Source organism: Methanospirillum hungatei, assembly GCF_020216685.1.
In the GTDB taxonomy this organism is placed as follows: domain Archaea; phylum Halobacteriota; class Methanomicrobia; order Methanomicrobiales; family Methanospirillaceae; genus Methanospirillum; species Methanospirillum hungatei_B.
In genome coordinates this window covers 1-14057 of record NZ_JAIWNS010000081.1, presented here as the reverse complement: position 1 = coordinate 14057, position 14057 = coordinate 1, and the positions used below count along the sequence as shown (strand labels likewise).

Genomic DNA, 14057 nt, shown 5'->3' with positions numbered 1-14057 from the left:
GGGTTTTTGCCCGCTCCTGCAGGGCTGCCGTGAACTCCGTCATCTTCCTGCTAACTTCAGCAATGATATCTGCCCGTGGAAGTGACTCTTTGCCGCCTGACCGGAGAACTCCCATAACGACACCATTGTCAAGATCACGTGGTCCGATTTCAAGCCTGAGAGGAACTCCTCTCATCTCCCAGTAGTAATATTTTGCACCAGGTCTGAGGTCACGGGTGTCAATCTTTACCCGGTATCCTGCATTCTGCAGTTCCTTTTCAAGCAGTTCTGCAGCCTGCATGACTTCTTCCTCCCGCTTTTTCATAATAACCGGGACGATGACTATCTGCACCGGAGCAACTTCGGGTGGGAGCATAAGGCCTCGGTCATCGCCATGCATACTGATAAGGGCTGCAATTGATCGCTCTGATATGCCATAACAGGTCTGATGACAGTACTGCTGCTGGCCTTTTGTGTCCTCATACTGGATACTGAACGTCTTTGAGAAGTGATCGCCGAGATGATGGACGGTTCCGATCTGAAGCGTTCTGCCATCCGGCATAATGGTATCCACAGCGATGGTATAATCTGCACCCGGGAACTTATCCCAGTCAGGACGCTTAGATATCAGGACCGGAATATTCAGCCGGTCGTAAAATTCCTGGTATCGTGCAATGGCATCCTCAACCTGCCGTTCAGCATCTTCCCAGGTAGCATGGACTGTGTGAGCCTCTTTAAATGAGGTGATCTCACGAAGCCTGATAAGCGGGCGTGTATGCTTCGTCTCGTACCTGAATGTATTGACAATCTGGTACACTTTTATCGGGAGATCAGCATGGGATCTGACCCAGAGAGCATACATCGGGTAAATAGCAGTCTCACTGGTCGGGCGAAGGGCGAGTTTGATATCAAGAGGAGAAGTCCCTCCATGGGTGACCCAGTAGACTTCGTTTTCAAAACCCTTGATATGTTCAGCCTCTTTCATGAATTCCGGTTCAGGTATCAGAAGCGGAAACAAGGTCTCCTCATGGTCCCGGTCAAGTAATTCCCGAAGAATGCCATATACCCGTTTCCGGATACCAAATCCGAACGGGAACCATACATAGAGTCCCTTTACCGGGTAGCGGACATCCATAATCTCCGCACGCCAGAGGATATCATTGTACCAGCCTGAGAAATCCGCTTTTTGAGGGAGCGTTCCTTCCTGTTCCTCCATTCATGAGCTCCTATGTCACCAGTTGTAAGACGGCTGGTGTGATAAATGCCTCGATTACGGCTGCGATGGCAACGAACGGGATGATATATTTCACAAAATATCCCCCAAGACGCCATGCTTCAAATGATGCGTCAGCAATTCCTGACAACTCATTTTTCACTGCCCGCCCCATCATGAGTCCGAGTGCTCCTGATGCAATAACGGCAGGAAGTTCAAAGATCCCATGGGGAACTATCGCTGCAAAAAGTGCGATATATCCTGCTTCTTTTCTGACTACTTCCAGAACTGCACCGATGATCACACCGTTCAGCATCAGTATTGCAACAGAGATAAACCCAAAGAATGCACCGCCGATGAAGATGACGACACATGCCTCAAGGTTATTCAGGAATAACTGAAGGGCCAGCACCGGTGGATCATCACCCATTATCTGACCTGCTACCATCTCCTGAAACAGGTTGACCAGAGACTCACCAAATGCCGGATCATAATATGATAATGCAAATCCTGCTGCAAATCCGGCTATAAGTATCATTCCTGAAATAGCCAGGTAATGAGAAATTTTAAACGTTTCAGACATAAAGCACCATTCGCATCATATCCCTGATGCCAGGGGCAAGACCGACCATGATCATGGCGAGCAGAATCAGGTACCAGATACCTGAGGCGCCTTCACGGCGGTAGAGTTCGAGGATATAAATACCCGGAATCAGCACAAGCAGTTTCAGCGGGAACATAACGAACGCAGTACCGGTCAGGTCAATCAGAACAGATCCTACCACATGTTGTTCACTGTAGGGAACCGAATGCAGGTCAATACCAAATGAGGTTGCGCTCGCATCCAGCATATGACCAAATATCAGGATCTGATAGAGACGGTCCTGCATATACTGCCATCCGAATCCATACCTGATGATGACATATAAAAGACCGGTTGTAGCAGTTGCCAAGGTAAGGATTGCCAGAGCGACCAGTACATCAAAATGGGCGCTTGTCAGGCCAAACCAAGTGAGAAACACAAGTGTTACCAGCGTAAGTGCTATCCCGGTCCACTGAAAGAGTTTTTTCCAGGACTGAACCAACCCTCTCTTCTCACACATATTTGCAATAACGAGAACCGGCATGGCCAGTGCGAATATCAGGAAGAAGATTAGTGGTGTTGTAAAAACCACATGCAGGTCGGATGCGATAAACCCGGTATCCTCGACAACCCGCAGACAACCGCCAAATACCACCCATGGAATCAGGGAATATACAAACTCCCGATCAATAGAGATATGGTTTGCTATAAGCCATCGGTAAATCAGCCAGATACATACCAGCAGGATGAGTGCGTAGGTAAGGGTATCAACCAGAGTATATGGCTGACCATAACGGATGGGATCTATGTAATATTTGTAGATGAATTCCCTAATCATGTGTTGAGAACTCCATGAGCACAGACCCGGTACAGGTATTGCAGCCGGATGGCTTCAATAAATCGAGATGGACCCAGCTTCCACGGGACGTTCTGATTGGTCATCAGGCGATAATGCAACTTCCTGACATCATCGCGGATATAAAACCCGGCCGATCAGTTCTTCTCATATCAGGCGGGACCACCCGTGAAGTTGCAGGAAATACCGTCGCGGATATTTTGAAAGATCAGTACGAAGTCAGACGTTTTGTTGCAGGAAAACTGGATGCCGATACTCTTGAAGCATGTAGTCAGGCCTCTTCGTCAGCGGATTTCCTTATTGGTGTTGGCGGGGGGAGAGTTATTGATTGTGCCAAGATTGTCTCGTACAAGCAGGGCAAGCCGTTCATCAGCGTCCCGACCGCAGCATCGCATGATGGAATTATCTCCGGAAGGGCAACCCTTCCCACCGAGACCGGCAGTGTTTCAGTCGGTGCCCATCCCCCGATCGCAGTAGTCGCTGACACGGGGATTATTTCCCAGGCGCCCCACCGGCTTATGGCATCCGGATGTGCAGACGTCATCTCCAATTACACCGCTATTCTTGATTGGGAGCTGGCTCACCGGCTGAGAGGAGAACAGATCAGCGAGTATGCTATTGCCCTGTCAAAGATGACCGCTGAGATACTGGTCAAGGATGCCAATCTTATAAAACCAGGTCAGGAAGAGGCTGCCTGGATTGTCGTCAAGGCCCTTGTCTCATCAGGGGTATCGATGGCAATCGCCGGTTCATCACGGCCGGCATCAGGAGGAGAACATAAATTTGGTCATGCACTGGAACGGTTGATGCCGGGGGCAGCATTGCATGGGGAGGCATGTGGAATCGGATCAATAATGACTATGTATCTGCATGGCGGGGACTGGCGGGAGATCAGATCCTCACTTGCCAGGATAGGTGCCCCAACCACCCCCCGGGAGCTGAATATCCCAGACGAGGTGATTGTTGAAGCACTTATGAAAGCACGGGATATAAGGCCTGAGCGGTTCACTATTCTTGATATGGGATTGACACGGGAATCAGCAGAGCATCTCGTGCAGATGTTATACGAGGAGTAAGGGTATGGAGCAGAAAAAAACACGGGTGACCATTGTCGGGTCAGTATATGCACAGCCAGGGACCCAGTTTGTCTACATGGGCCGGGCAGATCAATGTGAGTCATGCACTATTGCACGGGTCTGTCATAACCTTGAATCAGGCCGCCGGTATGAAGTGGTAGCTATACGTGCTGCCTCACACCGGTGTCCTGTTCACCATGGGGGGGCGGTCACGGTTGATGTTGCGGAAGCCCCGGTTGAAATGCGTGTATCTCCTGATTTAGCCAGGAAAAATACCACGATTGTAGTGAAGTTTCCTGAATGTGATGAAGCATGTGAAACTTTTGCGGCATGTCATCCGACAGGAGTCGTAGAGGGACAAAAATACATCATCACTGATGTGCTGGAAGGTGAACCTGCTCCGTGCAGAACAGGGCCATCTCCGGTTTTGGTAAGGGTTGTTCCCCTTCCGGAAGGTTTGCCACGATATACACCCTGAAGAAGATCCGGTGCATGGTCTCTCTCTGGTGCGCAGAAAAAAAGGTTCAGTTCATGGAGTTAGAGGTTTATGCGCCCCTCTGCATCTTCCCTTTAATAAAAGATTCCCATAACCTATATGTTATCCCCGGTGAAGATACCAAGTGACCGTTCCAGGTGATAGAGTGCAGAAAGAGGAGCTGCTACATTTACATATGCTATTTATTCATGTCAGGAAGTACTACGAAACCATCACCAATGAGGAAATCCCAACAGAGCGGTATAATAGTTTGCATATTTCACCGGTGCACATACATAAAAACAAAAAGTCTCATAAAGAGGCGATTCTTGTTCTTGGTCAGGAGATTGTCGATCACATCGGGCGTAAGCCGGCGATGCTAAGTTTTTCCCATGAAATGTCTACACCTTCTGAGATAGCTGTTGAGAACTAATTTCATGGACATCACCCCCGCCTGCCGGGAGATAATCTCTCTCATTCTCTCCACTCCTCCCGGTGAGCGAGAACTTCGAAAGATAGTCAAGACTATCTGCAAAAAATATCGTCTGCCGGTTGTTCCCCGGAACTCAGATATTCTATCCTGCGCTACCCCTGAGGAGTATCCGCTGCTTCGTCCTGTTCTTCTGGTAAAACCATCACGAACTCTGTCTGGTGTAGCCCCGGTCGCAGTCATGACATCACCAGCACCCTGTCCGCATGGTATCTGCCTTCCCTGTCCGGGTGGCCCGGATTCGCTCTTTCAATCTCCCCAGAGCTATACCGGAGGCGAACCTGCCGCAAAACGTGCCTTTGCACACAATTTCATCCCCTATGATCAGGTGCATGCACGATTATCCCAGTTTGAGGAGCTTGGGCATCACGTGGATAAGGCCGAACTCATCGTCATGGGAGGGACCATGACCGCCCGGGAGCCGTCATACCAGGAATGGTTTGTGACCGAATGCATCAGGGCGATGAATGAATACCCGGATATCCCGTTACCAGACACCACCCGTGAGGAGATATTTGCCAGAAATGAAACGTCCAAAGTACGGTGTGTAGCGATAACCTTTGAAACACGGCCGGACTGGTGTCGGAAAGAACATATTGACCGGATGCTTGACCTGGGTGTGACAAAGGTGGAGCTTGGAGTACAGCACCTTGACGACGAGATCCTGACCCTGAACCTGCGGGGATGTACCGTCGCAGATACCGTGGAAGCAAATACGCTTCTTCGTGACGCAGGCCTCAAAGTCGGGTTTCACATGATGCCAAATCTCCCAGGAAGCACCTTTGCATCAGATCGGCAGATGTTTCATGATCTCTTTGCAGATCCACGATTCAGACCGGATTTTCTAAAGATATATCCGTGCCTGGTCACACCTGGATCAAAGATCGAAGAGCTCTATACGTCGGGAGCGTATGCACCATATGATGAAGACGCCCTCATCGATCTGGTGGCCGATGCAAAGATGGAGATAGCACCATACTGCCGGCTTCAGCGAATCCAGCGGGATATTCCTGCAGATAAGATCGTTGCAGGGTCCCCTCATTCAAACTTTCGGGAACTGGCCAAACAACGTCTGCACAAGAGGGGTGGCAGGTGCTCATGTATCAGGTGCAGAGAGATAGGCAGGAGACGATCACAGGCTGAGCCGGTCCTGAATATTCTGCCCTATGAGTGCTGCGGGGGTATGGAACGGTTTATCTCATTTGAATCTGATGACTCGCTGATCGGATTCGCACGACTGCGGTTCCCCAAAGAACCCTGGCGACCGGAGACTGAAAATGCCGCATTTGTCCGTGAACTTCATGTCTATGGGATGGTGGTCCCGATCGGGCAGGAAGGATCAGGTGAGGATCAGCAACACAGACGGTTCGGGACACGACTTCTCTCTGAAGCAGAGACGCTCGCAGCGGATGCCGGATACAGTCATGTTGCGATCATGGCAGGGATCGGGGTCAGACCCTACTATCAGAAACTTGGCTATTTCAGGAAAGGCCCCTATATGATTAAGGATCTGTAAGGTATGAGACCGGCTACCCGGATATTTATAAAACAGCGGTTTACCGATTACTATGATAAAGCAAGAATATCTCCTCCTTCATCGGTAAAGGAGAGGGAGTTTGGGTTTATCTTCTTTGATGACCGGTACCCTGAAGATATCAGGATGAGACGTCATATCGGGTTTTCATCCGGAGATGAGATGCAGGAGTATGTGAAAAGTCTGGTCCCTGCCCATGCGTATTACTCCACAGCATATTACCGGACTCCGCAGGCTCCGACCATGGGTGACAAGGAATGGCTGGGGGCAGATCTCATCTTTGATCTTGATGCGGATCACATCATGCGGGGATCGTATGAAGCGATGCTTGAGCGGATTAAGGGGGAGGCTGAAAAATTACTGGATGTCCTTGACAATGAGCTGGGAATTGACATGCGGACGATAAAGCTGGTCTTTTCAGGGGGACGGGGGTATCATGTTCATGTTCAGGAACTGGCATTCCGCGATTTTGAACCGGCTGAACGGCGGGAGCTGGTTGATTATGTCTGCGGGACCGGTATCAGTCCTTCTCTTCTCCTTCATGACTGGAAACCGGGGAGACATGGATGGCATGACCGGTTCAGACTCGTCCTCGCCAGGTATCTTCAGGATCTCAGTACCAGACCTCCAAAAGAAGTGAAAGCAGAATTATCTTCCCTACGTGGTGTCGGGCAGGTCATGGCAGAACGGTTTGCCGGAATGATACCGGAACTCATCACACTGTTGCATACCAATCCTTCATCGATCCTTCTCCGTGACCAGACGGTAAGGACCGTTTTTGGAGCCCTGACTTCAGAGCGGGAGAGTGCCCTTCTCCCCTATATAAGAGAGGCTGCAGTGCAGGCTGATGAACCGGTCACCACAGATACCCGGCGGCTTATCCGGCTACCTGGTTCTCTTCATGCAAAATCAGGTTTTAAAGTGGTTCCGATGGAAGTGAAGGAACTTCATGATTTTGATCCGCTTATTGATGCGGTTGCTTTTGGAGAGCGTGAGGTCATTATCGAATCAGAGCGGGAGTACTCCTTCTCACTTCTTGGATCATCCTATGATATCCCGAAAGGCCGGTTGAAAGTCCCGGAAGCCGTCGGAGTATTTCTCTGTTGCAGAGGGATGGCAGAGATCGGGGGGGTTTTGGATCATGCATCTTGATGAACTCCGCACCATTCTTCTTGAAGAGCGTGATACCGGTGAACTGACGATGATATCTCCTGACCTGTTCATGAAAACCTCCGAGCACATCAGGTCACTTCAGCAGGAGGTCTACAGTCATGAGGATCCATTTTCAGATGAGGCCCGTCTGCTCATCGAGAAGGTATCCAGCGTCAGGGCAACGGTTGAAGAATTGTTCAAGATCCGGACGGACAAGATTGTGGGGCTTGCGCTCAGTCAGGCTGAGGGATCCTATATAGAGCGTGAGGAGCTTCGTTCACTCATTCCTGCTGAACTTGAGATGTTTAACCGGATAGTTGATGCGATCCGGCAGAGTAAAACCCAGCTTATTGAATGGAAGGCAACTCCTGCCCGGCAGGTCCGCGTGGGATCTGATGAGGAGAACTTGTGCGTTGAGGGCTCTGAACCTGCCGTTCTTGAGGATATCAACCGCGCAGAGGAGTCCGATTATAATGAACCTGTGATAAAAACCTCTTCTGACGCTCCTTTTGCAAATGATATCGTGTTAGCGCTTTCCAGTATGGAACCTTTTATGGGTATTGACGGACGGACATATGAGATGGATGCAGGAGATATTCTCACGCTCCCCTCAAGAAATGCACAAGTCCTGGTTGAACGCGACATAGTCTTAAATATCCATCCGGGCTAATGATGTAGGTATTCTATACACGAGGAGTGGCCAAAATCATGAAGATGCCAGCAAAATTCCGCACATATTGTCCCTTCTGTCACAAACATGAGGAGCATGAGGTAGAGAAGGTAAAAAAAGGTAAAACCACCGGACTCCACTGGATTGATCGTCAGAAAGCACGGAGAGGACAGGTTGGGAACATGGGTAAATTCTCCAAAGTCCCCGGAGGCGACAAGCCGACCAAGAAGGTAAATATCCGGTACCGCTGCACTGCATGCAAGAAAGCACACCTGAGAGCAGGATTCCGGGTTGGAAAGTTCGAACTTACGGAGTAATTATTATGGTACAATTAACACGCGAGAACCGGAGCAAGTTTGTCAAGGTAAAATGCCCGGATTGTGAGAATGAACAGATTATCTTTGACCGTGCATGCACACCGGTTGACTGTATTGTCTGTGGCTCAAACCTTGCCACCCCGACCGGTGGAAAAGCACAAATCAAAGCAGAGATTATAACTGCACTTGAGTGAGAGCCTGATGCAGGAGAGAGAGTGGCCTGAACAGGGGGAACTTGTCGTCTGTTCAGTTCAGAATGTTAAGGATTTCGTGGCATTTGTCACGCTTGACGAGTATAACAACCGGGAGGGACTGATCCCTATTGCGGAAGTGGCCCGTGGATGGATTAAGTACATCCGTGACCACATCAGGGAGGGACAGAAGGTTGTATGCAAGGTACTGAATGTCGACCCCCAGAAAGGTCACATCGATCTCTCTTTAAAGGATGTCAACGAGCACCAGCGCCGTGAGAAGATCCGTGTCTGGAAGAATGAATCCAAGGCAAAGAAATGGATCGGTTTTGCGGCTGAAGCGGCTGGCAAGGCTGATAGTGCCCAGGATATTGCAAGTGCACTCTATCGTGAATATGGTGAGTTGTACGCAGCCTTTGAGGACTTTGTCACCGAAGGCCGTGATGCCCTGAATAAACTTAAAATAGACTCCGGGCTTGCTGATGCCCTGTATACCATTGCAACCGAAAATGTGAAACTTCCATCGGTTACCATCTCCGGAGACCTGTTCCTGCGGTCTACCAAGTCAGATGGGGTAAATATCATCAGACGTGCCCTTCGTAGTGCAGAGCCGAAGGTAGACGGAGCAGAGATAGAGATTACCTATCTCGGAGCTCCTAATTACCGTATCAAGGTTATTGCAACGAATTACAAGGATGCCGAGAAAGCTCTTGAGAAGGCCTCAAGTGCAGCCATCGGTGTTCTGAAACGAGCCGGTGGAGAAGGAAAATTCAGCCGGAAATCGAAGTCCGGGAAGCATGTATGAAAGGGCGTATCAGATACTGCCCCTCGGATAATCTTTACACTCTTTCTGAAACTTGTTCCAGTTGTGGGAAACCCACAATAACTCCCCATCCTGCCAGGTATTCTCCTGATGATCGATATGGAAAATACCGGAGGATGATTCGCTGATTTTTATATAAGAATCAGAACAGTATCAGAGAACACACATTCATTGAACACTCAAGGATTACTGCAATGATGGAAGATATTACCATACGATTTGAGGAGTTAATAGCTCCTGAAGACAGGACTGCTCCGATAATGATTGAAGGTCTCCCTGGAATCGGGCATGTGGGAAAACTTGTCGCTGAGCACATGATCCAGGAACTTGGGGCTGTCCGGATTGCAGAAATCAACTCCATATATTTCCCTCCTCAGGTAATCATCCAGGAAGGGGGGACTGTCCGTCTCTGTAATAATGAGATATACCGGTATTCGGGTGAGAAGGGTACATATCTCTTCCTGGTCGGTGATTTCCAGAGTACGTCTGGAGAAGGTCATTATCTTTTATCCCAGGTCTATGTTGATATCTGTCACCAGCTTGGAGTCAGGCGGATTTACACCATTGGCGGGTATGGTGTCGGTCATTTCAACGAGGTTACCAGGGTTATTGCAGCTGTGAACCGTGAGGATCTCAGGCAGCAGGTTGAGGATGCGGGGGGTATTTTCAGCGAAGGAGAGCCTGGTGGCGGCATTATCGGTGCTGCAGGACTCATGCTCGGTCTTTCAATACCGCTCGGAATAGAGGGAATCTGCCTGATGGGCGAGACATCCGGATACCTCGTCGATCCCAGGAGTGCAACGACCGTTCTTTCAGTTCTGACAAAGCTCCTGGGTATTGAGATAGATGATGCAAAGCTGACCGAACGGGCAGGTGAGATGGAAGTAGCACTCCAACGGCTTTTAGAGCAGGAGAGAAAGTCTGAGGAAGAGCTTTCATACATCGGCTGAATATGCAGGCCGCAGCAGATCTTCATATTCATTCCTGTTTTTCCATGGCATCATCACCCCGGATGACGCCTGAAGAGATCATCAAAGGATGCAGAGTCAAAGGAATCTCTGTTATTGGAACTGGTGATATTCTCCATCCGGAATGGAGACGGATGTGGCAGGATGCTTCTATTGATGATGATATCATCGTTGTTCCCACGACCGAAATTGAAGGAGCTGGCCGGGTCCATCATGTGATTCTGCTCCCTGATTTTGATGCAGCAGCAGATCTTGCACAGAGGCTCGGGCCACATAGCAGGGACATGGATTCAAATGGCCGCCCCCGTGTGCCCCTGACAGGAGAAGAGATCCTCTTTCATGTCCATGCAGTAGGGGGTATTGGTGGCCCGGCTCATGCATTTACTCCCTACACATCGGTATACGCTGTGCATCCGTCACTCTCATCCTGCTATGGTGATGAACCGGTTGATCTCCTTGAGCTTGGTCTGTCGGCTGACAGTAGGTATGGGGCGGGCATTGCTGAGCTTGCATCAGTGCCGTTCCTGACCAACTCTGATGCCCACAGTCCTGAACCATCAAAGTTGGGACGAGAGTTCACCGTCCTGGACCTAAAAAGAACAGATGCCATCGGGGTGCTCAATGCCGTTCAGCAGGCGAAGATCGTGATGAATGTCGGATTTTTCCCGGAGGAAGGAAAATATAACCGGACCGCATGCAGCAGATGTTTTCGGCAGTTCTCCTTTGAAGAAGCAGCAGCGATCTCATGGAAATGTCCTGATGATGGCGGGAGGATAAAAAAAGGTGTTCAGGAGCGTGCACAATCCCTCTCATCAGGTCCTGTATCTGAGCGGCCGCCCTATCTTCATATTATCCCCCTTTCAGAAATTATTCAGCGTGTCCTTGATACGAAAAGCCCCTCAACCCGGCGCTGCAGAGATCTCTATTGTCGTTGCATTGAGCGGTTCGGTGACGAAATTACCACTCTTATGAAAACTCCTCCTGAAGAGATTGCAGCAATAGATATCCGTCTTTCAAAAGCAATCCGGTCATTTCGCGAGGGGCATATTATTCTTCATCCCGGTGGCGGTGGGAAGTATGGATCATTTGAGATCCCTGATCTGTGAGATCCATACCCGAATCATTAAAGGATTTCGCGTCAACCATGTAAGGAATGATCGAGGTTCATCGGGAAATCTGTGCCTATTGCGGCTGTTGTGTCTCGGTTTGTCCGGAAGGGGCACTGGAACTTGTCGATGCCTATCTGGATATCGATACGAATACTTGTAAGAATTGTGGGATCTGTGTCCGTGTCTGTCCGCTTGGGGCTTTGGAGGCGAAGAAATGAAGCGCGAGTATGATGTTCTCGTAGTGGGAGGAGGTCCTGGCGGAGCATTTGCTGCAAAGACCTTTGCCGAGAAGGGATATTCTGTCCTGCTCACGGAGAAACGCCCTGCCATTGGTGCTCCGGTCAGATGTGCCGAAGGAGTCGGAAAAGCACTGATGCATGAGTTCTTCAAGCCTGAAGACCGGTGGGTTGCAGCCGAGATTGAGAAGGCCAATATCATCGCACCTGACGGGTTTAAGATGGAACTTGAACCGGAAAAGGCAGGAGCAGAAGTTGGTTATGTTCTACACCGCAAGGTATTTGACCGGGACCTTGTCTGGATGGCAGCCGGAGCAGGAGCAGACATCCAGGTAAAGACCCGTGCTGTTACCCCAATCATGGAGGATGGAGCGGTAAAGGGCGCCATTCTTAATCAGGGGGGTATTGCTCATGAAGTCAGGGCAGGACTTACCATCGCAGCAGATGGTGTTGAGTCAAAGTTTGCACGCTGGTGCGGTGTTGACACAACGGTCCCTCTTCGTGAGATGGAGACCTGTGCCCAGTATCTGATGACCGGGATTGACATCGATGCTCATGCAACCGAGTTCTACGTGGGTAACAACATCGCCCCAGGTGGCTATGTATGGATATTTCCAAAAGGTGACAAGACCGCAAACGTGGGTATAGGTGTCGGTGGAGACCGGTGCAAACCAGGAAACCGGCCGATTGACTACCTGAATCGTTTCGTCGCCAGGAATTTTCCTAATGGTAAGGCCATCGAGCTTATCGCCGGTGGTGTCTCTATCTGTCAGCCACTCCCATGCACAGTTGCAAACAACCTCATGATCGTCGGAGATGCAGCCCGTGTGTCTGATCCCCTCACCGGTGGTGGTATCTATGCTGCTCTCTATACCGGAAAACTTGCCGGAGACGTTGGATCCATGGCTATTGAAAAAGGCGATACATCTGCTCAGGCACTGATGCCTTATGATGAGACATGGAGAGCATCGTATCTTGGAAAGGCGCTTGAGAGAAATTACCAGATCAAAGAGGTATTTGTCAAATTGAATGATGATGATCTGAATGCAATTGTGCACTCAGTCTCAAAAATGAACCTTTCAGATTTCAATACCTTAAATCTTATAAAAAATATCATTGCAGCAAATCCCAAGCTGGCAATAAAACTTGGGAAAGCAGGTCTGAAGTCATTGCTTGACTCATTCTGATCTTCCTTTTTTGTCCTGACAGATAAATACTGTCAGGGACTATCAATCATACATGGATCTACTTACATCAGCAGAAGGGGAGCTGGCTCTCTCTCATGCCCGCCATGTACTGTACGAGCATGTTGCACGGGAACCCTATACAGAACCGGAATTTCCATCGGTCTTCTCCAAAAAACGCGGGGTATTTGTTACGCTGACCAAGCATGGCGATCTTCGGGGCTGTATCGGATTTCCCAATGCCATCATGCCACTCCGGGATGCCATCCGTGAAGCAGCCTGCTCTGCAGCAACCGGAGATCCACGGTTTCCCCCTGTTACACCAAATGAACTTCCAGATATCGCAGTTGAAGTGACAGTTCTGACTGAACCAGAATTATTGGAGGTAGCTCCTGCAAACCGGCCGGAAGCCATAACGGTTGGAAAACACGGGCTGATTGTCAGAGGGTATGGCCGATCCGGTCTTCTGCTCCCCCAGGTTCCGGTGGAATGGGGATGGAATGTGACTGAATTTCTCGACCATACCTGTATGAAGGCAGGGCTGCCCAGAGGATGCTGGAAGGAGTCCTCGGTTCAGATATTCACGTTTGAAGGGCAGATATTTTCAGAAAAGAGAGAAACACATATATGAGTAAATGAACCTGAATATATCTTATTTGAGGTCATGTCACCTGATTTCGTGATAGCTGGAATTATCATGCTCGATTGATTCATTTTACTCCTTTACCATCACATTCTTTCCCTGAAGTACGATCGCAAGATATCGGATATTATCAGGTTCTGTCCCTCCGGGTAAGACTGATGCATCATACTTTCTCTCCCGAATCTGCGTTAATGCCTCCTGTGCCGATTTTTCCATGTCATCATCCGGATATATTGATTTAAATTCTATCACATATCCGATCGGATAGCCGGCTGTCTTTGGTATCATCAGGATATCAGCCCTTCCAAGTCCTGATTCTGCATTCGATCTGATATCATAGATAGATCTCAGATTTGCGAGAAGGCCGAGTACAAAGGCATGAAAAACTGCTTCAGGAAGTCGTGCAAGATCATAGAAACTTACAAGACTGACAGTAAGATTCTGTAAAGTCTGCTCAAGTATCTCTGCTTTTTTGTTCTCCAGAAATACTGAGAGAAATGAGGTTATACCAGATGATAGATCCCCTTTTTCAAACTGGCTGTTTACAAATTGCTTATA

At 49.3% G+C, this 14057-nt stretch carries 19 protein-coding genes; 15 read left to right on the top strand and 4 right to left on the bottom strand.

Features of this window, described 5'->3' with window-relative positions; genetic code table 11:
* The 3 genes from proS to LDL35_RS04925 form a co-directional block, all read right to left on the bottom strand.
* Positions 1-1195, bottom strand: a 1195-nt coding sequence (gene proS / locus LDL35_RS04935; RefSeq protein WP_304020083.1) for a proline--tRNA ligase, incomplete at its 3' end; no start/stop codon positions are given.
* A gap of 10 nt (positions 1196-1205) precedes the next feature.
* Positions 1206-1730 carry a stage II sporulation protein M gene (locus LDL35_RS04930; protein ID WP_304020082.1) on the bottom strand — a complete coding sequence of 175 codons (525 nt, stop codon included), beginning with the start codon at positions 1728-1730 and terminating at the stop codon, positions 1206-1208.
* Between the two features lie 37 nt (positions 1731-1767).
* Positions 1768-2613: a DUF63 family protein gene (locus LDL35_RS04925; protein WP_304020080.1), complete on the bottom strand. Its 846-nt coding sequence runs from the start codon at positions 2611-2613 to the stop codon at positions 1768-1770.
* Between the two features lie 14 nt (positions 2614-2627).
* Between LDL35_RS04925 and LDL35_RS04920 the strand changes: the two genes are divergently transcribed.
* The 15 genes from LDL35_RS04920 to LDL35_RS04850 all read left to right on the top strand — a co-directional run bounded on the left by LDL35_RS04920 (position 2628) and on the right by LDL35_RS04850 (position 13487).
* Complete coding sequence (locus tag LDL35_RS04920; RefSeq protein WP_011448163.1) at positions 2628-3707, top strand: NAD(P)-dependent glycerol-1-phosphate dehydrogenase; 1080 nt, start codon at positions 2628-2630, stop codon at positions 3705-3707.
* A 4-nt stretch (positions 3708-3711) separates the two neighbouring features.
* On the top strand, positions 3712-4185 hold the full coding sequence (locus LDL35_RS04915) for a UPF0179 family protein (RefSeq protein WP_304020078.1): 474 nt from the start codon (positions 3712-3714) through the stop codon (positions 4183-4185).
* Positions 4186-4348: 163 nt separating this feature from the next.
* Positions 4349-4615 (top strand): UPF0058 family protein, encoded by a 267-nt coding sequence (locus tag LDL35_RS04910; protein ID WP_143709381.1) that lies wholly within the window; start codon positions 4349-4351, stop codon positions 4613-4615.
* Positions 4616-4619: 4 nt separating this feature from the next.
* The gene (locus tag LDL35_RS04905) at positions 4620-6188 is read left to right on the top strand and encodes a tRNA uridine(34) 5-carboxymethylaminomethyl modification radical SAM/GNAT enzyme Elp3 (protein ID WP_304020074.1); all 1569 of its coding nucleotides are present in this window, start codon (positions 4620-4622) and stop codon (positions 6186-6188) included.
* A gap of 3 nt (positions 6189-6191) precedes the next feature.
* On the top strand, positions 6192-7358 hold the full coding sequence (locus tag LDL35_RS04900; RefSeq protein ID WP_304020073.1) for a DNA primase small subunit PriS: 1167 nt from the start codon (positions 6192-6194) through the stop codon (positions 7356-7358).
* Entirely contained in the window at positions 7348-8028 is a 681-nt protein-coding gene (locus LDL35_RS04895; protein WP_304020072.1) for a hypothetical protein, read from the top strand. Before LDL35_RS04900 ends, LDL35_RS04895 begins: the two co-directional genes overlap by 11 nt.
* Before the next feature lie 38 nt (positions 8029-8066).
* Positions 8067-8345: a 50S ribosomal protein L44e gene (locus LDL35_RS04890; protein ID WP_011448157.1), complete on the top strand. Its 279-nt coding sequence runs from the start codon at positions 8067-8069 to the stop codon at positions 8343-8345.
* A 5-nt stretch (positions 8346-8350) separates the two neighbouring features.
* Complete coding sequence (locus LDL35_RS04885) at positions 8351-8539, top strand: 30S ribosomal protein S27e (RefSeq protein ID WP_304020071.1); 189 nt, start codon at positions 8351-8353, stop codon at positions 8537-8539.
* A 7-nt stretch (positions 8540-8546) separates the two neighbouring features.
* On the top strand, positions 8547-9341 hold the full coding sequence (locus LDL35_RS04880; RefSeq protein ID WP_011448155.1) for a translation initiation factor IF-2 subunit alpha: 795 nt from the start codon (positions 8547-8549) through the stop codon (positions 9339-9341).
* Positions 9338-9487 (top strand): RNA-protein complex protein Nop10, encoded by a 150-nt coding sequence (locus LDL35_RS04875; RefSeq protein ID WP_011448154.1) that lies wholly within the window; start codon positions 9338-9340, stop codon positions 9485-9487. Before LDL35_RS04880 ends, LDL35_RS04875 begins: the two co-directional genes overlap by 4 nt.
* A gap of 66 nt (positions 9488-9553) precedes the next feature.
* A complete protein-coding gene (locus LDL35_RS04870) occupies positions 9554-10309 on the top strand; it encodes a proteasome assembly chaperone family protein (RefSeq protein WP_304020068.1) in 756 nt (251 codons plus the stop codon).
* Between the two features lie 2 nt (positions 10310-10311).
* A complete protein-coding gene (locus LDL35_RS04865; protein ID WP_304020067.1) occupies positions 10312-11433 on the top strand; it encodes an endonuclease Q family protein in 1122 nt (373 codons plus the stop codon).
* Positions 11434-11480: 47 nt separating this feature from the next.
* Complete coding sequence (locus tag LDL35_RS04860) at positions 11481-11654, top strand: 4Fe-4S binding protein (protein WP_011448151.1); 174 nt, start codon at positions 11481-11483, stop codon at positions 11652-11654.
* On the top strand, positions 11651-12859 hold the full coding sequence (locus tag LDL35_RS04855) for an NAD(P)/FAD-dependent oxidoreductase (protein ID WP_304020066.1): 1209 nt from the start codon (positions 11651-11653) through the stop codon (positions 12857-12859). Before LDL35_RS04860 ends, LDL35_RS04855 begins: the two co-directional genes overlap by 4 nt.
* A 52-nt stretch (positions 12860-12911) precedes the next feature.
* Complete coding sequence (locus tag LDL35_RS04850; protein ID WP_304020065.1) at positions 12912-13487, top strand: TIGR00296 family protein; 576 nt, start codon at positions 12912-12914, stop codon at positions 13485-13487.
* A gap of 84 nt (positions 13488-13571) precedes the next feature.
* Here the strand turns inward: LDL35_RS04850 and LDL35_RS04845 are convergent.
* Positions 13572-14057 (bottom strand): PD-(D/E)XK nuclease domain-containing protein (locus tag LDL35_RS04845; RefSeq protein ID WP_304020063.1); only part of this gene is annotated, 486 nt, incomplete at its 5' end.